Genomic DNA, 24,394 nt, shown 5'->3' with positions numbered 1-24,394 from the left:
GGCGTGACGCCTAAAAGTCAAGAAAAAACATTACATTCCCAGTCCACCTGTCGGCAATGTGACTTCTAGCAGCGTTTTTAATTTTGCCGAGGTTCAATCCAATTTATTAAATAAGTTGTGCCGTAGTGTTTGTTATGTGGTGGGCGCTGGTGGATGTGTTTTTAATTCCGCCAAAATGCGGCAGGGTAGGCAAGGACCTTCATAAATTAATCCGGTATATATTTGTATTAAATCGGCGCCGGCAGATAATTTTTCGCGTGCATCATCACCGCTAAAAATACCACCCACACCGATAATTGCTGTTTTTTTCGGCAACAGTGTACGCAAGGAGGTTATCATTGCCGTTGCTCGCGCGGCCAGTGGTTGCCCTGACAGCCCGCCAGTTTCGTTGGCACCAGCTAAATGTTTTATTGCTGCGGGGCGCTCGCTGGTTGTATTAGTGGCAATCACACCGTCTACGCCAGATTCCCGTACGGCAAGTGCGGCATCTTGCAATGCAGTTTCATCCAAGTCCGAAGATAGTTTTACTGCCAATGGCGACCGTTTGCCGTGTTGCTTTGTCAGCGCATCTCGCTCCGTGACTAGTGCGCTCAGAAGGCGAGTTAACGAATCTTTCTGTTGTAGTTGTTGGAGTCCGAGTGTGTTGGGGGACGATACATTAATCGTAAAAAAATCTCCCTGTACATATAAAGAGCGTAGGCAATAAAGATAATCATCAAGCGCGTTTTCCAGCGGTGTGGTGGCATTTTTGCCAATGTTAATGCCAATGATACAGCGGTTTCGGCGGTGCGATAAATGTTGCGCTGCCGCTTCAGCACCGCAATTATTAAATCCCATACGATTAATCAATGCTCTCGCCTGCGGTAGTCGAAACAATCGTGGAGATGGATTGCCCAGCTGCGGTTTGGGTGTGATGGCTCCTACTTCAAGAAAGCCAAATCCCAGTGTTGCCAGGGCATCGGTGTCGGCGGCATCTTTGTCAAAACCAGCGGCTAGTCCCACGGGATTGGGAAAATCCAACCCCATCACCTGTCGTGGTAGCACTGTCAACGGGGAAGATAACGGTCGCAATGCGGCACGCGTACGCAAAGAATGAATCGCCAACCGGTGCGCCGTTTCCGGCGGTAAGGCAAACAATAAGGGGCGAAAAGCGCTATACAACTCGACGGGCGTCAATCACGAGGAGTACCGATTTGATGAGCGAAGCCAGTGGGATAGCAAAAAACACGCCCCACACTCCCCATAGATTGCCAAAAAAAATAATGGAAGCAAAAATGGCGACTGGATGTAATTTTACTACTTCTGAAAACAACAAGGGTACCAGTACTTGCCCGTCAAAAGTTTGAATAATGCCATATAGTCCGATAATCCAGAAAAAATCGGAACTAGTTCCAAACTGTAAATAAGCGAGTGCTACTACTGGGATAGTCACGGCGATTGCGCCAACAAAAGGCACAAACACTGATAGCCCGACGATAATCGCCAGAGAAAAAGCATAGCTTAAACTAAACAACTGAAAAGCCGCTAATGACAGCGTGCCAATAGTTAGTGCTTCTATTAATTTGCCGCGTACATAGGAGCCAAATTGTTCGTCCACACTTTCCCACAGTTCGCCAAAAATTGGAGAGGATGGGAAATATTTTTTTACTGAAACCAGTAATATATTTTTGTCTTTGAGCAAGAAAAATACCAGCAGCGGTAGCAATACCAAATATAAAAACAATGAAAATAAATTGACAGCGAAACCCAGCGTATTGTCCAATAAAAATTTGCCGGAGGCACGGATAAGACTGCTAATGTTGTTGTTAATTTCTGTGGTATCTAACGCCATGTCGGCGGGCAAAAAGGAGTTGATGGTTTCCGTCAATTCCGTCAAAACGATGGCAGCGTTAGGCATGTCATTGGCAGCTCCCCGCAATTGCAATAAAAATATTGGTAACAGATAAAAGCACAGGCAGACAAGCAGCACGGTAACCAGCACTATTAATGATACCGCTAGAGTATGCGCAAGACCTCGCCGCTCCAAGCGTTGTACTAATCCGTCTAGCAGATAAGCAATCAGTATACTGCCAAGAAAAGGCGCGATTTCACGGGAAAAAAACCATAAGAAAACAAAAGCCGTTGCAAACACTACCAGCAACTTGTTAATGTCGGTATTGTCAAAAGTGTTGTGCAGCCAGTGGCTGATTTTTTCAAACATATTGGCGGCGCTGTAGTATTTTGTTAAGTTGATGGCATTCTATCATTTCCCAGCGGCAACAACAGGAGCATAGCAAACCCAATGCGCGTACTCAATTATGTAGTTAATGGTGTACGCTATATCCCTTCAGGTAGTGAGACATTAAAAGCATGTGTGAATAATAAATAAAAAGCGATAATGGCAGTAAATAGTACTGCTGCCTGCCAAGCAATAGTTTTTGATAGATGGGCGGATAAATGTTGCTGTTGCAGTAGCGATAGCAGCGGGTAAGAATCCGATAACCGACATAAGTACGACGGCAATGCGGTGCTTGGCTTCATCATCGGCAGTAGTTGTAATATTTTTTGACGTATTGGGTGTTGAGCGATTCGCTATCGCTTGCCGAGCAAGCAAAACGGAAAATACCGTCATGGCAATGGCGACAGTAACCGGAAATACATAAGAGTCGCGATTGTTGTAGTGTGTTGCATCCCAGCACATGAGTGCAGCAATAGCTAGTGCGCCGGCGGCAGCAGCGACATCGGTAATCCAAGTGTTAGCTGACTGAACTACAGGCTTTTTTATTTTTTGTTTGTTTTGCTGCCACAGGCGGTGATGCCACAGCGGATAGGAAAAAATAGCGAGCACCAGCAAAATGATGGTTTGCGCCAGCGGATGATTAAAAAATACACCGCTGAGATTGTCGGTTGTCGAGCCGATTGTCTACGCCTGTACAAAACCTTGTTCGGCAATACTGCTCAATATTAATTTCAATACGTGGGCGAGGGAGAAAATCCTAGCCGCATCATTCCCCAGCCGCAGGCGCCTAGGATGACCATAATAAGGGTGTCCGATAAAGCGTTGCGAATGGCAAATGAGCCGATAAGCGTGGGGAAACCGATAAGTGGCACGAGCAATGTCTTGGGAATATTGGCAACAAAACGGTAGGCACGACAATCAATCAACATCCCAGCTTGGATGCATTTTTTATTCCGGACAGTAGATTGCTCCAAACTGAGAATGATCAAACCCAGCATCTAGAGCCGCTTGCTCATTTGGGTAGCGGTTTAAATTTTCATCACAAACTGTGTATTCTGCTGAGAGTTGGATTTTGTTGCCATCGACATCATATCCAGGCTGACTGGCTAAATAATTAAACTTATACATCCCCACAGCTGCAATAGCAAGAATGATGATGATAACAGTCCCAAGGCCAATTTTTATAAATTTTTTCACTACCAAATTATTTCATTAAAATTCCTCAAAGCCTAGCAAGCGTTGCGTCGCGCTTCGAATTACGATACTAAACTCGCAATGGAACCGCCAGCACCGGGTAAAATCTCGGCAACTGTACCGATAACCGATGAGCGTAACAAATCCCATCGGCCGCGTGCTGTAAGAAGGCGCCAAGTTTCGGTTAATCGGTAGCCGCGTTCGAGGGGGAGGGGGTTGCAAGTGTCGTGCCGGTGTAGATGCCAAGTCCATAAGTGCCGGGATGCAATATAAACTGATAAGTGCCGATACAATTGCTATGCCGCCGAAGAGTGTGTTGCTGCCAAAAACCAACCGCACGCCGGCAGAAATTTCAGCTACACCAATAACGGCTAACAACATACTCAAGCAGGCGCCGATTAACCCTTTGAGAAAATCTTTTGTTGACAGTGCCGACGCCAGCGATAGCCCTAAAACGGCTACTGCCATCGTTGCCGTTAATCTGGGTAATGCGCCAACAAAAGTGCCAGCAATTACGCAGCTCAATGTCAGCAGCACATTGGCGGGTGTGGATTTGGTTCCGGCAAAGGCACCGGATACCAAGTCGTAGCAAGTGGTTGGCGGTGCCTTTGCCGGAACCAGAAAAAAATCAATTTGCTGGGGTTGACCTTGGCATAATCCGTTAAATCCTTCAGAGTTTGAAAAGGCGAATCGTTTTTGACACAATAGCATATAGCGTGTAATGAAACATGTAGACGTCGGTGATGTCTTCGGTTTTAACTCCAACGTCTTTTTGTTGGGGTTTGATAATGATGTGCGGTAAGTTAATACCCATAATGGTGTGACCGTCGTTCGTCATGTTGTTAAGCTATGACCATCTAACAGTGCCGCCACCAGGTTTATAAGAAATCACTAAATCCTCGCCGAATAACTCCTTAAAAAACGGTTGTTGATGGCGTGCAGTAATGTCGGACTCTCCGCCTGGACCAAAGGGAATAATGTAATTTACTGCCTTTTTCGGAAAATCAGCTGCACCCGCAGCACCTGCTGCAAAAATAGCGGTTGATGTAATTAACCGGATGATGGGTTGGTAAAAAGATTTGTGTGCACCCACACTTGTCTCCTCAAATATAAATGATTTATGTTTTGATGATAACAACGGATAGGCAGATAATTTAAAGGGTGTTCAAGCTGGCTAAATCGGGTTAAATATCGCAATTACAGCATTTTGTGTTTGAGCGATTAGTGGCGTTTTTTGTGGGGGTAGACTGAATGGCGTATCTCTCTCTGGTGTATAATAACCCTAATTTTTCCGCAAATAAGCGACTTAATTTATTCCAAACATATGCTAACAATACGGCAAACACGGAGCAAAATACACCCATGCTGACAATCCGACTAGCGCGCGGCGGCGCGAAAAAGCGTCCTTTTTATCATATCGTAGTGGCTGAAAAAACTTCCCCACGCGATGGGCGTTTTGTTGAGCGCCTTGGTTTTTCTAATCCGCAAGCTTCTGGCAACGCGCAACCCATTAATATTAGTATGGAGCGCTTTGAGCATTGGACCAAAGCCGGCGCCAAGCCGTCTCCGACCGTTTCAAGGTTGGTGCGGCAGGCCAAACGTGCCACCCAAAGCAACGCCTGATACCGCACAAAAAATTGTAATTGGACGCTTCGGCACGCCGCACGGCGTGCACGGTTGGTTGCACGCTCGCGGTACTCGCAGCCAAAGTATTAAAATTCTTAGTGAGTGCTCTGTCTGGTGGCGGCGGGCTGGCGGCGAGTGGCAGTTGTTATCTGTAGAAAGCGTTCGCGCACACGGAAAAGGGTTAATGATAAAAATCAGCGGTGTAGATGATCGTGAACAAGCATCGCTGTGGTGTAACGCCGATATTGCCGTACACCGTGCTGACTTACCGGTGCCGGTTGATAACGAATATTACTGGTGCGATCTTGTCGGTCTGACCGCACTAGACGACAAAGGCGACAAACTGGGTACTGTGTCTGGTCTGATGGAAACTGGCGCCAATGATGTCCTGCGCATTGAGCATGGCGATGGTGAAGAAATTTTGGTACCCTTTGTTGACGTTTACGTGCAAAAAGTAGATATTGAGGGTGGTAACATTTTGTTGGATTGGAAGCGGAATTGGTAATGCGCTTTGATATTGTCACCATTTTGCCAGAATTGTTTGAACCGTTTTTAAAAGTAGGAGTTGGTGGGCGAGCCTTTAAAAACGGTGTTGCAGAAGCGGTATTGTGGAATCCGCGCGATTATGCCACTGACCGTCACCGCACGGTAGATGACCGACCTTTTGGTGGCGGAAGCGGGATGGTGTTGATGGCACCTCCAGTTAGTGCTGCTGTGCGTGCGGCGCAGGCGCAAAATTCTGGTGAAATGATTTATCTAGCACCGCGCGGTGACGTGTTTAATGATGCGGTTGCCCGGCGTATGGCAACACAGCAAGGCTTTATATTATTATGTGGACGCTATCGTGGTGTGGACGAACGGGTTATTGAAACGCTTGCTGATCGTTGCATTTCTGTCGGCGACTATGTGCTTTCTGGCGGCGAAACGGCGGCGATGACGGTAATGGATGCTGTGTTGCGTCACTGTCCGGGTGTGCTTGGCAATGCCGACTCGATAGTGGATGAAAGTTTTGCTGATGGCTTGCTGGATGCGCCGTGCTACACTCGTCCGGCAACGTTTGAGGGTTTAACTGTTCCTGCTCCGCTGTTATCTGGCAACCATGCAGAAGTGCACAAGTGGCAACGAGCGGCATCAGAAAAATTGACTCAGCAATGCCGTCCAGATTTGTCAAAAAAACACAAAGATACACAACCAAAATAACATCTGATGCAGGCATGTTTTAATATAGATTGTCTATGGAGAGGTACCGAAGTGGTCATAACGGCGCTGACTCGAAATCAGATGGTCGGGGTAACCCGGCACGCGGGTTCGAACCCCGCCCTCTCCGCCATTCTCCAATATAAGAAGAATCTTATTTAATAAATATCGTATATTCTGCAATACTGGATGTATTGTAGAGATGTGCTTTTGTTATTGTCGTTAAGGTAGTGTTGCTATTTTTTTAATAGGCAAAGAAAAGTCACTTCTGATTTGACTGTGGCATATACAACATAGATATTAATTGTATTTATGAAATGAGTTGAAGGTTTGGCTCTTTCAAGGACGGAACAATACGTTAATGACATATCTTTGCGTAAGGCAGAAATTCGGCGGCAAGAGGCAACGTTGCCCTGACTGCGTGGAGATTCACCCAAGCAGCAGAGCTTTTTCCGAAGTTGCACGCCTTGCAGAGTCTAACACCACCTCTAAACACCGATAATTTTTGAGGCAGCAAGCTGGTGCTTTATATGAAAGGAGTGATAAAAAAAGTGATAATGAAGCACTGCAAAAGACGATTGGTCTATAGCAATATTTTCTGACACTCACACCGAGAAACCAATTGCCATTTGGTTGAGTGATGATCCAAAACAATCTCAGCAATGCACTTCAAGCTATTGGTGAGCGCGAGATCGATGCGAAAACCTCACTAAGGCTAAAAGTAGCCTAAAGCTCATAGAAAATTAATTTATTAGTAGAGGATGGTTAGATTAAAAATAATGATTTATAGCCGCATAAAAATACAATCGGTGCGGCTAATTGAGTTTTGCCGTGTGGGTATTACTTGATTTTTGCTTCTTTATAAATCGTATGCTTACGTGCCTTAGGGTCGTACTTGCGGACTTCCACTTTTTCGGGATGCAGACGTTTATTTTTGGTGGTGGTATAAAAATGACCGGTGTCTTCGGATGATACTAAGCGAATTTTTTCTCTGATGCCTTTGGCCATGAAAATGCTCCTTGTTGTTTAGAGGTGTACGCCTTGGGCGCGCAAATCACTGATAACGGTTTCTATACCGCGTTTGTCAATAGTGCGGATACCTTTGGCTGATACGCGCAACGTAACGTGCCGCTTTTCGGATGGTACCCAAAAGCGCTTTTTGTGTAGATTGGGCAAAAACACCCGCTTATTTTTGTTGTTGGCATGAGAGACATTGTTGCCGCTCAATACGCCGCGCCCTGTAACCTGGCAAACTCGTGACATGGATTTTCTCCGCTTGAAAGGGGGAATTATACGCCGTTTTGCTGGTAGTGGCAACGAGTTGTATACCAGTTTTGTGTCCATTTGGAAGCAAAGTAGGGCACTTATTGGTTGAGCTGCGGCAAGTTTTTTTATATTATACTTTGTGATGCCGTCATGGGTTAATCGAAAATGACAGAACAAATCTTACTCTGTTTTTCATCTAATCGCTTCCTGATTTTTTATGAATAATGTTGCATAATCTCTTTTTCTCTTCGTATGCTATGGATTAGCACAGTTTATTCGTCAGACCAAAAATTGACCGATGTTGCTGATTAGAAATAGCCAACGATGAGTGTGGTGCGTTGTGACTAAAATCGTTATAAATTATTGATATGAAGCTGTCATTATGTATTGGTCATCGGGGAATCGCTTCTCGTGCGCCGGAAAACACGCTATTAGGGTTGCGTGCCGCGGTGGAAAAAGGGTTTTCGTGGGTGGAGGTGGACGTCCGTCCGGCAAGAGACGGTGTGGCGGTACTATCACATGATGAAAGCTTGTTGCGCTGTGGCAAAGCGGATGTGTTGGTCTCACAAACGGATTCTGCCGTGCTGTCAACAATCGCCGTTGGTGCTGGTTTTGGTGGTGAATTGGCACAGCAAACCGTGCCGACTTTGTTGTCGGCTTTACAAATGGCTGCGGAATTAAATTTGGGGGTAGTAATTGAAATCAAATCTGAACTGGGAATGGGAGTGCAGTCGGCTACTGCTGCGGTTGCTGCTTTGTCGCAGGCACCGTCATCTGTTTGTGTGCTTTTTTCCAGTTTTTCGCAAGTTGCCGTTAACGAAGCTTTGTTACAGGCACCACACATTCCTCGTGCATTTACTTGTGAAAAATTGCCGGACGATTGGCGAACGCTGGCCGCGCGGATACAACCTTCTCATTTTCATTGTGATACAGATTTTTTGACGCCGCAAGATGTTACCGCTGTCAAAGAAGCTGGGCTGGGTGTATACGCTTATACAGTTAATGATGCTGCTCGTGCAGAGGCTTTATTCGATATGGGAGTTGACGGCGTATTCACTGACAAGGTATTGAATATTTCTAAAAAATAATTAGAAGGCGCGCAATGATAGTTGCGTTTTATCAATGTTTTATGAGTTCGTAATGGCGGTTTAATGAAGGGCAGGCACACGCAATTTCCCGGCAGGCTTTTTTTATATATGAATCGCTCGCTTGTCCACTGCTAAGGCAGCTTCGCGAAACGCCTCAGCAAGTGTGGGATGAGCGTGACAGGTCCGAGCAATGTCTTCACTGGCTGCACCCATTTCCATTGCTAGTACGCCTTCGGCGATGAGATCGGATGCGCCAGCACCGAGAATGTGTACGCCTAAAATGCGGTCGTCATCAGCAGCGGCGAGCATTTTGACCATCCCATCGGTCTCTCCCAGCCCGCGGGCGCGACCATTAGCGAGAAAAGGGAATGCACCTTTGCGGTAGTCAATGCCGGCGGCATTGAGTTCCTGTTCGGTTTTTCCCACCCAAGCAATTTCGGGATGTGTGTAAATTACCCAAGGAATACAATCGTATTCAATTTCTGGTTTTTGACCGGCGATGAGTTCAGCGACCATTGACCCTTCATCTTCGGCTTTGTGTGCCAACATCGGCCCGCGCACCACATCGCCAATTGCAAATACGTTGGCAAAGCGAGTGCGGCATTGCTCATCTACTGTGATAAAGCCGCGTTCCATTGCTAGTCCAGCACCGTCGGCGTTGAGGCCGTCGGTGTATGGCGCGCGCCCTACGGCGACAATGAGTTTGTCGAAGGTTTCGCTATGAGTTTCGCCATTCTTTTCCCACTTTACGGCAACTTGCTTGCCAGTGTTTTTAGCCTGAGTGACGGTGGCACCAGTTTCAATTGCCAGTCCTTGTTTTTTAAATAATTTACCCGCTTCTTTGGCAATGTCGGTATCTGCCGCAGCGAGGAAGTCGGGTAGTGCTTCCAAAACGCGCACGTCACTGCCTAGCCGATTCCAAACACTGCCTAGCTCTAAGCCAATGACACCAGCACCGATAACTCCGAGTTTTTTAGGTAAGCTATCAAAAGCCAGCGCGCCTTCATTGTCTACGATATTTTTATTATCAATCGGTGCAGGGGGAATACTGCGCGGTACTGAGCCGGTGGCGATGATTAAATTTTTTGCTTGTACAGTTTCAGTGGTGCCGTTTTCGGTTATGGTGACTTCACAAATATCGCCGATGGAGGCAATGGTGGCGGAACCCTTTAGCGCGGTGATTTTATTTTTCTTAAACAGTCCATCAATGCCGCTAACCAGTGTGTTGACAATTTTTTCTTTGCGCTTTTGCATGACTGCCAAATCCACGGTAACGTTATCTACAAGCACTCCGTGAGCAGCAAAATGATGTGTAGCACGTTCGTAATTATAGGAAGATTCGAGTAATGCTTTGGATGGTATGCAACCAACGTTGAGGCAGGTGCCACCGTACACGGTTTTGTCTTTAGAATTTTTCCATTTGTCCACGCAGGCGGTGTTAAGACCCAGCTGTGCCGCACGAATAGCCGCTACATAGCCGCCGGGACCACTGCCGATAACCAAAACGTCGTAAATATTGCTCATGATATTCTCCTTTTACTCAACTACGGTTTACAGGTGTCTGCCAGCAACCGCAAAACCTTATTCTAATTGCGCTTAATATTATTTGTACGAAAAGAGCGAAAAAAAACGGCAGCAACGAGTATGACGGGCATTAATTAATTATGTTTTATTGATAATGAGGGTTATTTTGTGAGCAGAAAAGAATAGAGTATTCGCACTATTAAACTTTACTGTCGTTTCTCTTGACACAAGGAATAAAGAAAAGTATCCTCCACTTTATTAGAAAAATGGGGCCGCCATTATGAACAACGAAGTTTTTATTACCTGTGCAGTTACTGGTGCCAGCGAAACGGTGGGGAGATCAGAATATGTGCCTATTACGCCAGAGCAAATTGCCGCTGCCGCTATTGACGCTGCCCGTGCCGGCGCGGCGATTGCACATTGTCATGTGCGCGACCCACAAACCGGAAAAGCAGCGCGTGATGTGGGCTTGTACCGTCAAGTTACCGAACATATCCGCGCTGCTAATGTTGATGTGGTACTCAATCTAACAGCTGGTCACGGTGCAGATTTGCTTTTGGGTGGGGTGAATTTACCGCTGCCACCACAAGCGGCTACTGATATGGTCGGTGCAGTAGAGCGTTGTGCACATTTAGATCTCTGCCGTCCCGAAATTGCCACGCTGGACTGTGGCACCATGAATTTTGGTGACGGTGATTATGTGATGACGAATACGCCAGACATGTTGCGCACGATGGCTGCACGGATGCGGGAGTTGGGCATAAAGCCAGAAATGGAGGCTTTTGATACCGGTCATTTGTCTTTTGCTAAACAATTGGTAGCAGAAGGTTTGATAGAAGCGCCACCGTTATTGCAACTGTGCATGGGCATTCCTTGGGGGGCGCCGGACGATCTCAATACGCTTATGGCAATGGTAAATAATATTCCTTCTGGCTGGGTATATTCAGGCTTTTCCATTGGTCGCATGGAGTTGCCTTATGTGGCGGCGATGGCGCTGGCTGGTGGTCATGTGCGGGTAGGGCTGGAAGATAATTTGTATTTGTCTAAAGGAGTCAAAGCTTCTAATGCTCAACTAGTTGAACGTGCAGTGACGATTCTCACTGCGATGGGAGCGCGTATTCTCGACCCTGCCGAAGTGCGCGAGCGGTTGATTCTCAACAAGCAGGAACCGCAATGATGGAACGAGTTGCACTGATTGGCGGTGGTGTTATTGGCGGTGGCTGGGCAGCGCGGTTGCTTCTAAACGGGGTGTCAGTGTGTTTGTATGATCCAGCACCGAAGGCGTCGCAACATATGCACGACGTATTACAAAACGCCGAGCGAGCTTATGCCAAACTTGGTATTGCAATAGTACCAGCGACGTTTTCTGTTGCTACTTCCGTCGCCGAAGCGGTTGCCGATGCGAAATGGATTATTGAATCCGCACCCGAAAACATCAAAACAAAAAGAAAAATATACGCTGAAATTGAAGACACTGCACCGGAAACTGCCGTTATCGCATCTTCTACATCCGGTTTACGCCCTAGTGATTTGCAGGCTGATATGCAACGTCCGGAGCGGTTACTAGTGGCGCATCCATTTAATCCAGTATATTTATTGCCGCTGGTAGAAGTGGTTAACGGTGCGCGAACGGCGCCAGCAGTAATTGATCGAGCAATGGCGTTTTATTCTGCTTTGGGCATGTATCCGCTGCGGGTCAAAAAAGAAATAGATGCATTTATCGCTGATCGGTTATTGGAAGCGGTGTGGCGTGAAGGTTTGTGGTTAGTGCATGATGATGTTGCCACCACACAAGATATTGACGATGCTATTCGTTATGGGTTTGGTTTACGTTGGGCACAAATGGGGCTGTTTGAAACATATCGTCTCGCAGGTGGTGAGGCTGGGATGCGGCATTTTTTGCAGCAATTCGGACCTAGTCTTCGCTGGCCATGGACTAAGTTGATGGATGTTCCTCCGCTTGATGAGGTGCTGATTGAAAAAATAGTCGCGCAGTCGGATGCGCAATCAGGCGAATATTCCATTCGCGATTTGGAGCGCCGGCGTGATGATAATCTTATTGCCATTTTGCAGGCGCTCAAAGCAAATCAATGGGGCGCAGGAAAAACGCTGGCAGCTTGGGAAAAACAGCGCCGGCAAAAGCTGGATGATAATAGCACAGAGCCGTTATTGACCTTGTCGCGGCGTGTGCCGGCACACTGGGCAGACATGAATGGTCACATGAACGAAAGCCGCTATCTGGAATGTTTTAGTGATGCTACTGAAGCGTTGATGCGCCACATTGGTGCCGATGATGATTACATTGCTTCCGGTTATTCTTATTTCACGGCGGAAACGCATTTGTGTCACTTGCAGGAAACGGTAATTGACGAATGCATTGTGGTGCACACACAAGTGCTTGGTGCGGCAGATAAAAAATTACATCTTTTTCACCAGTTAAAAGATGAAAACGGTAATACATTGGCGACAGGCGAACATTTTTTAATTCATGTTAATTTACAAACTCGGCGCGCTTGCCCGCCGCTGCCTAGCGTACGGGCTGCTGCTGACTTGTTGGCGCAAGCGCATGCAGCACTACCAAACCCTCCGGATATAGGGCGCGCAATAAAATCAATTTAGGAGAACGATAATGGAATTTAGCTTGAATTCGGAACAAGAATTAATTGTTAATACGGTTCGCCGCTTTGTAGAAGAGGAAATTTATCCGTTAGAAGAGACGGTAGAAAAAACTGGAACAGTGTCGCGTGAGATGGGAGAAGCGGTCAAAAATAAGTGTAAGGAGTTGGGTTTTTACGCTGCTAACATGCCAGTAGAAATTGGCGGCGGTGGCTTATCGCATTTGGATTTCACCCTGCTTGAGCGGGAGTTGGGGCGAGGCGCCATGGGGTTGACTGTGTATTTTGGTCGGCCGTCAAACATCTTGTTAGCGTGTACGGGCGAGCAGCGGGAGCGGTACCTGTTGCCAGCGGTGCGTGGTGACAAAATAGATGCGCTGGCGATGACCGAACCCAATGCCGGTAGCGATGTGCGTGGTATGTCTTGCCATGCACGATATGTTGACGGAGATTGGATTGTTAACGGTGGCAAGCACTTTATCTCACACGCTGATATTGCTGATTTTTTTATCGTCTTTGTGGCAACTGGCGAAGAAACGAGCGTTTCCGGTGGGCGCAAAAAAATCACCTGTTTTTTGGTGGATCGCGATACGCCTGGTTTTTCTGTGCGAGCAGGGTATTCATCAGTGTCACACCGCGGCTACCAAAACGGAGTATTGCATTTTAACGATTGCCTGTTGCCTGCTACTCGAGTACTGGGAGAGCCACACTGCGGCTTTGAAATGGCAAATACGTGGCTGTATGCGACGCGCCTAACGGTGGCAGCTATGTGTGTAGGGCGTGCTCGGCGCGTTTTTGATTGGGCGCTGCGCTATGCTTCCGAGCGGCGACAGTTTGGTCGTCTTATCGGCAAGTTTCAAGGTGTGAGTTTTAAATTAGCTGACATGATTACTGATATAGACGCCGCTGATTGGCTGACTTTGGCTGCCGCCTGGAGGCTTGATAATGGACAACCGGCTAATCGCGAAATTGCCTCGGCAAAATTGCGAGCTTCCGAAATGTTGGCTAGCGTTACCGATGAGGCAGTGCAAATATATGGCGGTATGGGATTGATGGACGATCTGCCGTTGGCCAAATGGTGGCGCGATGCTCGGGTGGAGCGTATTTGGGACGGTACTTCCGAGATTCAGCGGCATATTATCAGTCGTGAATTACTCCGACCTTTGGAATAGTATGCATCTGTCTCGCTTGTTGCAGCCGCGCTCCATTGCTGTTTTGGGGGGTGTGTGGGCGGAAAATGTTGTTATTCAATGCAAAAAAATGGGCTATTCGGGTGCCATTTTTCCGGTGCATCCGCGCCGAAAAAAAATGGCAGGGGTGGCTTGTTATCATCGGTTGATTAATTTGCCGGAACCACCGGATGCAGTATTTTTAGGAATTAATCGAGATGCTGCGGTGACGGCAGTGGCGGAATTGTCGGCGATGGGGGCGGGCGGCGTTATTTGTTTTGCGTCTGGTTTTGCTGAGATTGGTGGCGGCATTTTGCAATCCAAATTAGTCGCTGCCGCTGCCGATATGCCTTTATTGGGACCAAACTGCTATGGCATGGTTAATTTTTTGGACGGTGTTCCTATTTGGCCAGACCAACACGGTGGACGACGTACGACACGCGGAGTGGCGATTATTGGACAGTCCTCCAATATTTTAATTAATTTGTCATCACAACGGCGTGGGCTTCCCATTGCTTATCTTGTCGCTGCCGGCAATCAGGCGCAGTGCAACGTTACTGATATTGCTCGTAGCGTGATGGAAGACAAACGGGTTAGTGCTGTTGGCTTACATCTTGAGAGCATTGATAATGCTGCCGATTTTGCCGCTATGGCGGCATTGGCGGTGCAGAAAAAAGTAGCACTGGTCGCCCTCAAAGTTGGAAAATGCCACGCTGCGCAGCGAGCGACGGCTTCCCACACGGCAGCGCTGGCTTCAGAAAAAGAAACGTCATCAGCTTTTTTGCGCCGCTGCGGTATAGCCGAAACAGATACCATTGGCGTATTTATGGAAACACTAAAATTGTTGCACGTACACGGTTCGCTGGCGGGAGGACGGCTGGTATCTATGAGTTGTTCTGGCGGCGAGGCGGCGCATGTCGCAGATTTAGCCGCTACTCGCAAATTATATTTTTCGCCATTTTCGGTGCGACAAAAAAGAGCACTAAAAAAAACGCTTGGAGAGCGTGTACATATTGCTAATCCGTTGGATTATCACACCTATATTTGGCATAACCGTAAAGCGTTGCGAGAGACTTATAAAACCGTGATTGAGGGTAGCCAAGATTGCACGATGCTTCTTTTAGATTATCCACGCGGTGACCGCTGCGATTGTCTTGATTGGGATACGCCAACGGCGGCTTTTATGGAAGCGGCGAGTGGCAGTAAGTGCGCCGTTGTGTCTACATTACCTGAAAATATGCCAGAAGACAGAGCGGAGCAGTTGATGAAGGCCGGTATTGCTCCATTGTGTGGTCTGGATGAAGCATTGGCGGCCATGCAAGTGGCAGCAGTGATTGGAGCGAGTCGCTGTGTTAAAAATTGGCGGCCGTTACCACCAGTAACTACGAGTGGTGGCAAATTGTTAAATGAGGCTGAAGCTAAAACATTGCTGGCGGCTGGTGGAATTTCAACGCCGCGCGGTTTGTGTGCTACAACGCCGCAACAGGTGGCAACAGTGGCGAAGCGCCTGCGATGTAAATCTGTGGTCATTAAGCGTTTGGGGTTGGCGCATAAAACTGAAGTTGGCGGTGTGCGACTGGGTGTACAAGCTGAGGCAGCTCAGGTTGTTGCTACTGCCATGCCTGACGGGAACAGTTTTTTGGTGGAAGAAATGATTGATGGAGCGGTAGCAGAATTGCTCATCAATGTTCGCCGTGATCCGATATACGGGGGGATATTGACAGTGGGTACGGGTGGCGTGTACGCGGAAGCATTGGCTGACACACAAACGCGAATCTTACCTATCAGCGTTGGTGAAATTAAACGGGCATTCGGTGAATTGCAGTTGGCGGTCCTATTGAAAGGATGGCGTGGTCGTCCGGCGGCGGATATCGTAGCCGCTGTACACGTTGCCGCACAGCTAGGTAAAATTCTGGCTGCAGATCCTTGTCTATTAGAAATTGAAATTAATCCCCTGCTGCTGTTACCTACTGGACACGGCGCTGTAGCAGTGGATGCGCATATTGTCAAAAGGAGTACACCATGAATACGATGACCAGTGTTGTTAGTACTTGTCAAGAAGACGGAATTTTGGAAGTTACCTTAAACCGTCCCAAAGCTAATGCAATTGATTTGGCGACTTCACGGTTGCTAGGAGAAACATTTGAAGCGTTTCGCGATGACAATGGTTTGCGAGTGGCTATTATCCGCACCACGGGCGAAAAATTCTTTAGTGCTGGTTGGGACTTAAAAGCAGCTGCCAGTGGTGATGCGGTAGACGGTGATTATGGCGTTGGCGGTTTTGCTGGCTTACAGGAATTGCCGCGAATGAATAAGCCGGTGATTGCTGCTGTTGAAGGAATGGCTGTGGGTGGCGGTTTTGAACTGGCGCTTGCGGCTGATTTGATTTACGCAACTACCGATTCATCTTTTGCCTTGCCAGAAATTTGTGCTGGCACATTGGCTGATGCCGCTTCCTGTAAGCTACCTAAGCGTATTCCGTACCACGTAGCGATGGATTTATTGCTAACCGGTCGTTGGATGTCCGCAGAGGAAGCCCATCGCTGGGGGTTGGTAAATGCGCTACTTCCCAACGGTGATGTTTTGTATGAGCGTGTGTGGGAAACAGCAAAATTGCTTGCCGCCGGTCCGCCGCTAGTATTTGCCTCTATCAAAGAAGTGGTGCGTGAGGCGGAAAATAAATCTTTTCAAGAAGTCATGAATAAAATCGGTCGTCGGCAATTTGTCACAGTAGATACGCTCTATGGTTCCGAAGACAACAAGGAAGGTTCTCGTGCTTTTGCCGAAAAGCGTGCGCCAATATGGCGCGGTAAGTAGCAAGTAAAGAGAAATTCGGCATTTTATGGTTGTATGCGCCGATACACTCTGGCGAGTTTACTATTGCTGATTATCGGAGTAAAAGCGTGATATTCCAACTCCGGACGCTGTATCGGATAATAAAACGTGTCGGATACAAGAACTTGATCATAATTTTCCCCAGGGCGTTCGTTTTTTCTAAAAGGTACTATCCATTTTGGTAGCACGTCACCTTGGTAAATCCGTGCGCCCAGCACTCTACTATATTTTCTGGCAGGTTGTCTGTACCATCTAGCAGACAACAAAAAATAAGGTTGTCGCCCAAATAAAAGTGAAGTAATACCTGATCTCGCTATGGGTAAGCATAAATAGTATCATTTTGTTTGGCGTGATGACGTAAATATGATGAAACTTCTTTGACGGCAGTGGGATAAGGACGGTGAACTTCTTTTACTAAACTGGGTAATGTCCACTTTAAAGCTTTGTCAGTAAATATGGAGTGGAGAATTAGTGAGTAGCCTAGTGCATTGGACAACAGCAATATTGCCAATAATGGCAGCAATCTATTTTCCACGCTGCCAGCGACAAAACCAATCTACACAAAAGCCGGCGGTCAAAGATAAAAATGGCAGGGCTGCCAACAAATAACGGCTGCCGGCTATCTTGTTGTTAATGGCGGTTTGAACGGATATTATTGCCGCTATGATAATGTTGAGAAAAGCCAGCATTGTCCAGCGTAGTGTTGTCAATATTTACTGCTTGTTCGGATTTAGGTAAGGTGTTGCTGCCGAGCCAAAAACAGCAAATGCTAGCCATTGTTGTTTTGTCGTTTGGCGTCGATAGTACAGCAGGTGCCAGCAACCAAAAGCTAAAGCGACAGAGGCGCCGATGGCGAAATGATTGAGAAAATTTCGTGCCATGATGGCGTTAGTGCCTTTATCATGCGAAAGAGGAGCGTAGTCAAGGTTGAAAAGGATTAGATAAGCGGCGAGCAGAAAAATAGCCGTCGCCCAGCGGCTTTCGTGTATTAAATATAGAGTGCTATCAATTTATTTTCGGTTGTGAGGTGTGGGTGAGAATACCATATAACAGACTGATTATGGTGTGAGCTAATAAATATGTCCGTAAAAGCTTTCCAAGCGTAATATTTTTTAATATAGAATTATATGCTGTGAGTTATTTATTAAAAACACTAAGTAAAAAAGACATTCTTTGGGCAACAGCCATATTTTTATTATCGGTCTATTTGACGTTATTTAATCTTGACTATGTAACCTTGTGGCATGATGAGGGCGTCAATGCGATTATGGCGCGAAATCTCATTAATAGCGGAACTTTCTCTACATGGGATGGACGCAATTTGCATATGATAGGTGTTGGTAATTCTAATGTTAATGAAAATCTTAACGTGCTTTATTCGCCGTGGCCTGAGCCGCCATGGGCTGTTATTCCCAGTGCGTTGGGTATGGTGATTTTTGGTGAAAATGAAATTGGTGTACGTTTTTTTCATGGAATTTTAGGATTAGTGTCTTTATTGTTTTTCTGGAAATTATTGAATTTAGATTTTTTTGCTTCTCCTCGGTTACGAATTTTAGCCTTCGCACTTTTTGCATTATCAGCACAAGTTATTTTATTTATGCGTCAAGGACGTTATTTTGCCGATGCTTTTTTGTTTTCATTAGCTTCTTTCTATTATTACCGATTGTATATATCAACAGTTGGAAAGCCACGACATTTAATATTGGTTGTTGGATTAACGATATTAAATTTTCTTAATCATTTTGCTATCGGCACATCTACTGCACTGTCATTTGGTGTTTGGCATTTGCTTTATTATCGTAACCAAACCACTAGACAACAATGGCTTGGGCTATTCGTTGCTGGTGTGATAGTGGCGGCAGTGTGTGGTTTTTATCTTCTTTTTATTGGGGCTATCGGCAACGAATTAGGGAAAGAGGGTGAGTATGTTTCGTCATGGTTCCCGCGCCACCTAAGAATAATGGGTTATTATCTGAGAGATACGGTTACCTATGGTTGGTTGCCGTTTTGGATAGTATGGTGGTTGATATTTTTTGTTTTTTTTCGGCTTTTTTTTAATAATAGAGAGAGCAAAAGAAAGCTTGAAAATGAGGAGGCTTCTAGTTTACGTCAAGTTACGGAGGGTATCGACAAACGGGCATTGCGCTGGATAGTACTGGCTCTGCTTAATATTATTGCCGCTGCGATAATTTCAGTTCAGTCCGTAGCCGTGCCGTCAGCAGCGGATAGCCGTTATTTGCTAGCGGCATTGCCTTTTTTGTCGTTGTCCATTGGTTTCTGTGTGGAATGGTTTTGGCGCCGTAAAAAATGGCTAGCCATGTCTCTACTGGCAGTATTACTATTATCTAATGCACTAGGTTATCCGTTTTTATTTCGTTCTACTCAGACCGATCAAGGGCTCAAATGGACACTGCCAAGCTTGATAAAGGAAATTCATCATCCATATCCTACCGCCGTCGAGGAAATTTCAATATACTTGCGCGCCCATGCCAAACAAGATGATTTGATTTTTGTTAGTTCAGAACCCGATAGAGTGTTGTTACATTTTTATTTAGGCGATAAACTGATTTTTTGTTGCTTGTTAGACTCGCCTGACGAATTGCCACAAAGTGTTATTTTGGAGATGAACAAATCACTTTATATGGACAATGTAATGCCGGATTGGATAGTTATTTCTGGAAATCATAGTCCACCTAAAAAATCTTCTGGTATTGAACTAGCCTATATATCTAGTACGGGGGTTTACCCAACACAACGTCCTGAATTGGAATTTCGCTCTTTTACTCCAATTTATGATTCTCCCAGAGGATACATATATCAGCGGATTCGACCGTAACTTAACAAGACGAGCGGACAGCGTTTAATCATAACTTTATAGGCTTTGTTGGAACCATCTTAGACTCTGTATTAATTTAAATGCCAAAAAGTATCTGTATGAGGCTATTGTAGTGTCCGAAGTGGCGGAGAGAGAGGGATTCGAACCCCCGAAAGACTTACGCCTTTAACAGATTTCAAGTCTGCCGCGATCGACCACTCTGCCATCTCTCCGAACTTTTTATATTATAAACTTGAATACGACAGTTATTGGGCACCTGCTTTTAGACGGTAAATTTTAAATGACGTGTTATTTCCCATTGGAATAGGGGAAAACGAACGGTATTCTATTTCTGGTCGCTGCGTCGGGTAATAATAGCTTGTTGAAGCATAAACCTCTTCATATTCTTCGGGAGGTGTCTTGTTATGTGCAACATACCATGTCGGCTTGATATCTTCTCTGTACACGGGCACTCCTAGTGCTTTTATTGTGTTTTTTGGTAAGTTGTCTTTGCCGTCTAGCAAACAACAAAAAATTAATTTATCACCTAAATAAAAATGCAGCAATACCTGCTCTTGCCACGGATGAACGTATACCACGTCATCTTGGTTAGCGTATTTTTTTAGATATTCAGCTACGTCTTTAGTGGCTGTGGGGTAGGGTTGATGGATTTCCCAAACTAGACTAGGCAGCGGCCACTTGATTTTTTTTTGAATAAAAACACCTTTGGCAAGAAATGGGTAGCCCGGTAAATTAGAAAACAAAAGCGCTGCCAGCAAGATAGGTGCGTAAAATTTACCATGAGATTGCTTCCAAAGCCAATTTACACAAGCAGCTGATATCAACATTAGAAATGGCAACGCTCCTATCAAATAACGTGAGTCTGCTAGACTGTGGGTTGAGGGCTGTACAGATACTACAGCCGCTGTGATGATATTGAGGAAAGCCAGCACTACCCAGCGTAGAATTTGGTTATTAATATTAGCAATTTGGTCGGTATTTGATAATTTTTTTTTGCGTGGTTTTGGATTTTTTTTTGTTTTCTTTGGTTTATTAAGCACCATAAAAGCTAGCCACAAGGTTATCCAAAGTGGTAACCAACCATATCTTACGGTATCCCGCAGATAATAAAATAACAAAGTAAAGTGTCTTGGTAGCCACGATAGCGTATATATATCGTCATCATATTCTAGCTGCTCATTGCCGCCAATAATTCCCATCAACCAAAGATAAAGCATGCAAATAATTGCTGTTGCCGAGCCAAAAACAGCAAATGCTAGCCATTGTTGTTTTGTCGTTTGGCGTCGATAGTACAGCAGGTGCCAGCAACCAAAAGCTAAAGCGACAGAGGCGCCGATGGCGAAATGATTGAGAAAATTTAATATTGTCAATCCAGCAGCGGCCGCTAGATGTTGCCATCGGCCACCGGAGGAAATGTACAAGCGGTAGTAATAAAAAGAAGCAAGCGAAAAGAAAAAAGCATCAGGGTAATAACGTCCTTGGCGCATAAATAAAATAGCTTGTGCTGATAGTGCAAAAAGCGCAAAAGCGATGATTCGCAGGCGAGGAGCATTAGCAAAATCAAGTTTGAGTAACCGCCAAAAGAAAAACAATGAGAATAAGCCTAACAAAGCGTGAAAAAAACGCAGTCCTATTTCGTTATGACCAAAAACAGCAATTCCCAACGCGCTAGGGATAGCTGGCCACGGCGGATAGGCAGCCATGACGAGATTGCTATTGACACCGCCCCCATTTAGTCCGACAAATAAATTGCGTCCATCCCAACCGGTGAAAGTTCCGGTATTGAGAAAATTTCGTGCCATGATGGCGTTAGTGCCTTCATCATGCCAAAGAGGAGCGTAGTCAAGGTTGAAAAGGATTAGATAAGCGGCGAGTAGAGAAATGACAACTATGCTGAAACACTCTTTTTTGTTAAGATTTGTAGGAAACATATAGAAGATGATAGATGGGGGCGTTATTTTTCTTTGAGAATTATCCGTGCTTTTGATATGAAGTTAATGAGTTGTCATCAAAAGAGATGAGTTAACTTTATTGCGTTTGTTCCCTGCCTTCTGTTGAAAATAGCCAATGTCGCACTCGCATCGACATGCGCACTGCTGATTCGTGATACGACAAATATATAGGTGCCACAATTAAAATTAACACAGTAGCAAACCCTAGGCCAAAACAGATAGAAATGGCCATTGGTATTAAGAATTGTGCTTGTGTGGATTGCTCAAAAATTAGAGGTGTCAGTCCGGCAATGGTCGTTATAGACGTCAATAACATTGCCCGGAAGCGGCGGCAGGTGGCACCCATAATCAATTCGTCTGTGTCACTGTCGGGCGACGCCCGGCGACGGGATAGATATTCACGTAACAAGACAATGGAATCGTTAATGACGATACCGTTGAGCGTTAGCACACCAAACGCTGACAATATGGACATAGTGTAACCCATTAGCCAGTGGCCGATAATGGCGCCGGTGATAGACATCGGCAACGTTAGCAACACAACTAACGGTAAGGTCCATGATGCAAATACAGCGACTAGAATAATATAAATTAGTGCGACCGCAATAACTAGCCCCACTTTCATATCGGCTACAGTTTCGCGTTCATCCGAGCTACTACCTTCAAACGAATATCCCACACCGTATTTAGCTGCAAGTTGTGGCAATTCGTTTTCATTCAGCCGTTTTTGCAATGTGGATATGTCGGTCACGTCAAAATCTACTTCTGCATTGATATTTACTACTGTATCGGTACCTTCTCGTTGTAATTGATCAAAGCCTCTCCGTGAACGCAACTGTGCCACATCCAGTAGTGACGCTAATTTTCCTGAAGGCAGGCGAATTAAAAATCCGGATAGTTTCTGTTGTGGATTATCGTCACCCGTCATTACTACGCGTACTTCCACTTCATCTGCGCCCTCATAAAATGTTTGTGCTTTATAACCATCAAATGAATCGCGCAATTGTGTCGCTACATCATCCACTGATAGCCCCAGCGATTCGCCCAATGGCGTGAGCTCAAAGATTTCCTGTTGCTGACCATACGGCATATCATCACGTGGCAACGACAGCCCCTGCAGTTGTGCTATTTGTGTCTGTAATTCTAGCGATGCCATTTTAATTTTTTCGGCACTATTACCGGTTAGCTGTACTTCAAAATCTTCTCCAGGGGGACCGCCACGTCGCTCCTGCATGTCAAATGTTTCCAATCCTGCAGGTATTTTCACTCGTTGCCGCCATGCGCGTAAAAATTCTTCAGCGCGTACTTTCCGTGTGTCGGGCTCTGACATTTCTACATTCATGCTAAATGTTTCACTTCCTGATGGGCGTCGTTCACCGCCTTTGGCAAAAAACAACGACCGTGCTTTGAGCAACTCTTTTTCATCAGGATAGGAGGCTTCCGTTTCTTTTAACATTGCTTCTAAATGCGAGGCAAAATGTTTAACTTCAGATACCGGTGTGCCAGCGGAAAAATTCGCGCTTATGTCTATGTTACCCAACTCACCACCGTCAAAGAAACGATATTTGACTACGCCGCCGAGCAGCATGGCAACGCTTATTGCCAACATCATAAATGCTAGGACTATCGTACACAAACGATAGCGCAAAGCGAATGCCAGCCAGCGGCGAAATAAATTTTCTTGAAAATATTCAAAGCCGCGGTCAATTGCAGCTCGAAAACGATTGTCGCGTGCCGGCATGTTTCGAAAAGCACCGGTAAGATGTCCGGGCAGCACCATAAAACACTCAAACAATGATGCCAACAGCACACACACCACCACCAGCGGGATATCAAACATTATTGCGCCGATAACGCCACCGACAACAAACAGCGGAATAAACGCTGCTACGGTAGTGCCAGTAGAAGCGCAAACCGACACCAGCATCTCTCGTGCCCCGCGCACTGCCGCTTGCATCGGCGGGTCACCTTGCTGCAATCGATAGTGGGCATTTTCTCCTACCACGATGGCATCGTCCACAACGATACCGGTTGTCATGATAAACGCAAACAAGCTCAGCATGTTGATGGAACCACCCAAACCGTACAGCGTTGCCAGTGCCACCATAAAAGTTGCAGGGATGCCCGCAGATACCCACAACGCTACCCGTGCATTAAGAAAAATAAACAATAATGCCATAACTAACAAAAGTCCAGTTAAACCATTTAGGATTAACAACTCGGTGCGCGATTGAATGGGCTCATACGCTTTATCGTGTGCGGTCAGACCGATACCCGGGGGGAAAGTGGGGCGAATTTCGTCTAGCCAAGCATTGATAATTGCCGCTGAGGCAATGATATCGCTGCCGGCTAATTGCACGAGACTGAATTCAACAGCCGGCTTGCCGTTAAACAACAATGTGACATCGCTATCATTTTGGCTGCGCTCAATGATAGCGATGTCACCCAAACGGACTCGGCTACCGGCACCGTCCACAATTTTTAAATCAGCCAGCCCATTTATATCTCGTTGCTGGGACACTGCACGCAATAAGCGACCACTTTGCGAACCCTGTAATTTGCCTGCGGAAATATCCACATTCTGACGTGCTATTTGTTGCCCGACTTCTCGTAGCGAAAGCTCTATTTGCGCTAGCTGTCGTTGGTCAAGCAAAATATTAACTTCATCTTTTGGCAGCCCAGTTACTTCTACTGACGACACTCCTAATGCCAATAATTGCGTTTCTAAAGAGCGTGCTAGCGGACGCAATTCGGTCAGGTTGTTGCCGTTTAAAGACAGTTTCATGATTTGATCTCGCCCAAAGCCGGCAGGCGGCTTTACTATCGGTGTTTCACTGTCGGCAGGCAGGCTACCGGCAGCTAAATCCACCTGTC

26 protein-coding genes and 2 tRNA genes are annotated in these 24,394 nt (G+C 46.1%); 12 read left to right on the top strand and 16 right to left on the bottom strand.

Translation table 11 applies throughout. The features are described 5' to 3' along the window. Nucleotides 1–132: 132 nt before the first annotated feature. The 5 genes from NQX30_03235 to NQX30_03215 form a co-directional block, all read right to left on the bottom strand. Entirely contained in the window at nt 133–1,176 is a 1,044-nt protein-coding gene (locus tag NQX30_03235) for a quinone-dependent dihydroorotate dehydrogenase (GenBank protein MDM5147386.1), read from the bottom strand. Further along, entirely contained in the window at nt 1,154–2,200 is a 1,047-nt protein-coding gene (locus tag NQX30_03230; protein ID MDM5147385.1) for an AI-2E family transporter, read from the bottom strand. The genes NQX30_03235 and NQX30_03230 overlap by 23 nt, the downstream gene beginning before the upstream one ends. A gap of 141 nt (nt 2,201–2,341) precedes the next feature. After that, nucleotides 2,342–2,833 carry a hypothetical protein gene (locus tag NQX30_03225; GenBank protein ID MDM5147384.1) on the bottom strand — a complete coding sequence of 164 codons (492 nt, stop codon included), beginning with the start codon at nt 2,831–2,833 and terminating at the stop codon, nt 2,342–2,344. Between the two features lie 116 nt (nt 2,834–2,949). Then, entirely contained in the window at nt 2,950–3,147 is a 198-nt protein-coding gene (locus NQX30_03220; GenBank protein MDM5147383.1) for a tripartite tricarboxylate transporter permease, read from the bottom strand. Between the two features lie 19 nt (nt 3,148–3,166). Next, a complete protein-coding gene (locus tag NQX30_03215; protein ID MDM5147382.1) occupies nt 3,167–3,415 on the bottom strand; it encodes a hypothetical protein in 249 nt (82 codons plus the stop codon). 259 nt (nt 3,416–3,674) lie between these two features. Here NQX30_03215 and NQX30_03210 point away from each other — a divergent pair, with 259 nt between their 5' ends. Further along, complete coding sequence (locus tag NQX30_03210; protein MDM5147381.1) at nt 3,675–4,001, top strand: hypothetical protein; 327 nt, start codon at nt 3,675–3,677, stop codon at nt 3,999–4,001. An 81-nt stretch (nt 4,002–4,082) separates the two neighbouring features. Here the strand turns inward: NQX30_03210 and NQX30_03205 are convergent, their stop codons facing one another. Together NQX30_03205 and NQX30_03200 are read right to left on the bottom strand one after the other, a co-directional pair. Beyond that, complete coding sequence (locus NQX30_03205; protein MDM5147380.1) at nt 4,083–4,250, bottom strand: hypothetical protein; 168 nt, start codon at nt 4,248–4,250, stop codon at nt 4,083–4,085. Between the two features lie 9 nt (nt 4,251–4,259). Beyond that, complete coding sequence (locus tag NQX30_03200) at nt 4,260–4,505, bottom strand: hypothetical protein (GenBank protein MDM5147379.1); 246 nt, start codon at nt 4,503–4,505, stop codon at nt 4,260–4,262. A 269-nt stretch (nt 4,506–4,774) separates the two neighbouring features. On the opposite strand from NQX30_03200, the gene rpsP reads away from it, so the two are divergent. The 4 genes from rpsP (at nt 4,775) to NQX30_03180 (ending at nt 6,368) form a co-directional block, all read left to right on the top strand. Continuing rightward, complete coding sequence (gene rpsP / locus NQX30_03195) at nt 4,775–5,035, top strand: 30S ribosomal protein S16 (protein MDM5147378.1); 261 nt, start codon at nt 4,775–4,777, stop codon at nt 5,033–5,035. Beyond that, on the top strand, nt 5,013–5,543 hold the full coding sequence (rimM, locus tag NQX30_03190; protein ID MDM5147377.1) for a ribosome maturation factor RimM: 531 nt from the start codon (nt 5,013–5,015) through the stop codon (nt 5,541–5,543). The genes rpsP and rimM overlap by 23 nt, the downstream gene beginning before the upstream one ends. After that, nucleotides 5,543–6,238, top strand: a complete 696-nt coding sequence (gene trmD / locus NQX30_03185; GenBank protein ID MDM5147376.1) for a tRNA (guanosine(37)-N1)-methyltransferase TrmD — start codon at nt 5,543–5,545, stop codon at nt 6,236–6,238. The genes rimM and trmD overlap by 1 nt, the downstream gene beginning before the upstream one ends. A gap of 37 nt (nt 6,239–6,275) precedes the next feature. Continuing rightward, nucleotides 6,276–6,368: transfer RNA gene (locus tag NQX30_03180), tRNA-Ser, on the top strand. 707 nt (nt 6,369–7,075) lie between these two features. Here the strand turns inward: NQX30_03180 and rpmG are convergent. Together rpmG and rpmB are read right to left on the bottom strand one after the other, a co-directional pair. Further along, nucleotides 7,076–7,243, bottom strand: a complete 168-nt coding sequence (rpmG, locus tag NQX30_03175; GenBank protein ID MDM5147375.1) for a 50S ribosomal protein L33 — start codon at nt 7,241–7,243, stop codon at nt 7,076–7,078. A gap of 18 nt (nt 7,244–7,261) precedes the next feature. Next, on the bottom strand, nt 7,262–7,498 hold the full coding sequence (rpmB, locus tag NQX30_03170) for a 50S ribosomal protein L28 (protein MDM5147374.1): 237 nt from the start codon (nt 7,496–7,498) through the stop codon (nt 7,262–7,264). Nucleotides 7,499–7,869: 371 nt separating this feature from the next. Here rpmB and NQX30_03165 point away from each other — a divergent pair, with 371 nt between their 5' ends. Further along, a complete protein-coding gene (locus NQX30_03165) occupies nt 7,870–8,589 on the top strand; it encodes a glycerophosphoryl diester phosphodiesterase (GenBank protein ID MDM5147373.1) in 720 nt (239 codons plus the stop codon). Nucleotides 8,590–8,691: 102 nt separating this feature from the next. Here NQX30_03165 and lpdA read toward each other — a convergent pair whose 3' ends face one another. Next, entirely contained in the window at nt 8,692–10,113 is a 1,422-nt protein-coding gene (gene lpdA, locus NQX30_03160; GenBank protein ID MDM5147372.1) for a dihydrolipoyl dehydrogenase, read from the bottom strand. A 280-nt stretch (nt 10,114–10,393) separates the two neighbouring features. Between lpdA and NQX30_03155 the strand changes: the two genes are divergently transcribed. Genes NQX30_03155 through NQX30_03135 form a run of 5 tightly spaced genes read left to right on the top strand, consistent with a single transcriptional unit; the run spans nt 10,394 to nt 16,714 of the window. Continuing rightward, nucleotides 10,394–11,290, top strand: a complete 897-nt coding sequence (locus NQX30_03155; GenBank protein ID MDM5147371.1) for a 3-keto-5-aminohexanoate cleavage protein — start codon at nt 10,394–10,396, stop codon at nt 11,288–11,290. Further along, entirely contained in the window at nt 11,287–12,732 is a 1,446-nt protein-coding gene (locus NQX30_03150) for a carnitine 3-dehydrogenase (GenBank protein ID MDM5147370.1), read from the top strand. The genes NQX30_03155 and NQX30_03150 overlap by 4 nt, the downstream gene beginning before the upstream one ends. Nucleotides 12,733–12,742: 10 nt before the next feature. Then, nucleotides 12,743–13,900, top strand: a complete 1,158-nt coding sequence (locus NQX30_03145; GenBank protein MDM5147369.1) for an acyl-CoA dehydrogenase family protein — start codon at nt 12,743–12,745, stop codon at nt 13,898–13,900. A 1-nt stretch (nt 13,901) separates the two neighbouring features. Further along, on the top strand, nt 13,902–15,923 hold the full coding sequence (locus NQX30_03140) for an acetate--CoA ligase family protein (GenBank protein ID MDM5147368.1): 2,022 nt from the start codon (nt 13,902–13,904) through the stop codon (nt 15,921–15,923). Nucleotides 15,924–15,928: 5 nt separating this feature from the next. Next, nucleotides 15,929–16,714, top strand: coding sequence for a carnitinyl-CoA dehydratase (locus NQX30_03135; GenBank protein MDM5147367.1), 786 nt, complete (start codon nt 15,929–15,931; stop codon nt 16,712–16,714). 331 nt (nt 16,715–17,045) lie between these two features. On the opposite strand, the gene NQX30_03130 is transcribed toward NQX30_03135, so the two are convergent. The 3 genes from NQX30_03130 to NQX30_03120 are packed head-to-tail and all read right to left on the bottom strand — an operon-like array spanning nt 17,046 to nt 17,613. Further along, entirely contained in the window at nt 17,046–17,267 is a 222-nt protein-coding gene (locus NQX30_03130; protein MDM5147366.1) for a hypothetical protein, read from the bottom strand. After that, nucleotides 17,257–17,442 carry a hypothetical protein gene (locus NQX30_03125; protein MDM5147365.1) on the bottom strand — a complete coding sequence of 62 codons (186 nt, stop codon included), beginning with the start codon at nt 17,440–17,442 and terminating at the stop codon, nt 17,257–17,259. The genes NQX30_03130 and NQX30_03125 overlap by 11 nt, the downstream gene beginning before the upstream one ends. A gap of 3 nt (nt 17,443–17,445) precedes the next feature. After that, nucleotides 17,446–17,613 (bottom strand): hypothetical protein, encoded by a 168-nt coding sequence (locus NQX30_03120; protein ID MDM5147364.1) that lies wholly within the window; start codon nt 17,611–17,613, stop codon nt 17,446–17,448. A gap of 251 nt (nt 17,614–17,864) precedes the next feature. Here NQX30_03120 and NQX30_03115 point away from each other — a divergent pair, with 251 nt between their 5' ends. Then, entirely contained in the window at nt 17,865–19,568 is a 1,704-nt protein-coding gene (locus NQX30_03115) for a hypothetical protein (GenBank protein ID MDM5147363.1), read from the top strand. A gap of 122 nt (nt 19,569–19,690) precedes the next feature. Here the strand turns inward: NQX30_03115 and NQX30_03110 are convergent. The 3 genes from NQX30_03110 to NQX30_03100 form a co-directional block, all read right to left on the bottom strand. Further along, nucleotides 19,691–19,780 (bottom strand) — tRNA-Ser (locus NQX30_03110). 33 nt (nt 19,781–19,813) lie between these two features. Further along, nucleotides 19,814–21,370 carry a hypothetical protein gene (locus tag NQX30_03105; GenBank protein MDM5147362.1) on the bottom strand — a complete coding sequence of 519 codons (1,557 nt, stop codon included), beginning with the start codon at nt 21,368–21,370 and terminating at the stop codon, nt 19,814–19,816. Nucleotides 21,371–21,596: 226 nt separating this feature from the next. Then, nucleotides 21,597–24,394: efflux RND transporter permease subunit (locus NQX30_03100; protein ID MDM5147361.1), on the bottom strand; the 2,798-nt coding region annotated here is incomplete at its 5' end.

The sequence above is a fragment of the Candidatus Persebacteraceae bacterium Df01 genome (assembly GCA_030386295.1).
In the GTDB taxonomy this organism is placed as follows: Bacteria; Pseudomonadota; Gammaproteobacteria; order Tethybacterales; family Persebacteraceae; genus Doriopsillibacter; species Doriopsillibacter californiensis.
This window is presented reverse-complemented; position numbering and strand designations above follow the sequence as displayed.

Bases quoted from the DNA above. Each gene is read 5' to 3' on its own strand.
- lpdA (MDM5147372.1), bottom strand. From the start codon at position 10,113: ATGAGCAATATTTACGACGTTTTGGTTATCGGCAGTGGTCCCGGCGGC.
- NQX30_03140 (MDM5147368.1), top strand. From the start codon at position 13,902: ATGCATCTGTCTCGCTTGTTGCAGCCGCGCTCCATTGCTGTTTTGGGG.
- rpmB (MDM5147374.1), bottom strand. From the start codon at position 7,498: ATGTCACGAGTTTGCCAGGTTACAGGGCGCGGCGTATTGAGCGGCAAC.
- rpsP (MDM5147378.1), top strand. From the start codon at position 4,775: ATGCTGACAATCCGACTAGCGCGCGGCGGCGCGAAAAAGCGTCCTTTT.
- NQX30_03205 (MDM5147380.1), bottom strand. From the start codon at position 4,250: ATGACGAACGACGGTCACACCATTATGGGTATTAACTTACCGCACATC.
- NQX30_03220 (MDM5147383.1), bottom strand. From the start codon at position 3,147: ATGTTGATTGATTGTCGTGCCTACCGTTTTGTTGCCAATATTCCCAAG.
- NQX30_03230 (MDM5147385.1), bottom strand. From the start codon at position 2,200: ATGTTTGAAAAAATCAGCCACTGGCTGCACAACACTTTTGACAATACC.
- NQX30_03210 (MDM5147381.1), top strand. From the start codon at position 3,675: ATGCAATATAAACTGATAAGTGCCGATACAATTGCTATGCCGCCGAAG.
- NQX30_03135 (MDM5147367.1), top strand. From the start codon at position 15,929: ATGACCAGTGTTGTTAGTACTTGTCAAGAAGACGGAATTTTGGAAGTT.
- trmD (MDM5147376.1), top strand. From the start codon at position 5,543: ATGCGCTTTGATATTGTCACCATTTTGCCAGAATTGTTTGAACCGTTT.
- rpmG (MDM5147375.1), bottom strand. From the start codon at position 7,243: ATGGCCAAAGGCATCAGAGAAAAAATTCGCTTAGTATCATCCGAAGAC.
- NQX30_03120 (MDM5147364.1), bottom strand. From the start codon at position 17,613: ATGGCACGAAATTTTCTCAATCATTTCGCCATCGGCGCCTCTGTCGCT.
- NQX30_03155 (MDM5147371.1), top strand. From the start codon at position 10,394: ATGAACAACGAAGTTTTTATTACCTGTGCAGTTACTGGTGCCAGCGAA.
- NQX30_03105 (MDM5147362.1), bottom strand. From the start codon at position 21,370: ATGGCACGAAATTTTCTCAATACCGGAACTTTCACCGGTTGGGATGGA.
- NQX30_03150 (MDM5147370.1), top strand. From the start codon at position 11,287: ATGATGGAACGAGTTGCACTGATTGGCGGTGGTGTTATTGGCGGTGGC.
- NQX30_03165 (MDM5147373.1), top strand. From the start codon at position 7,870: ATGAAGCTGTCATTATGTATTGGTCATCGGGGAATCGCTTCTCGTGCG.
- NQX30_03145 (MDM5147369.1), top strand. From the start codon at position 12,743: ATGGAATTTAGCTTGAATTCGGAACAAGAATTAATTGTTAATACGGTT.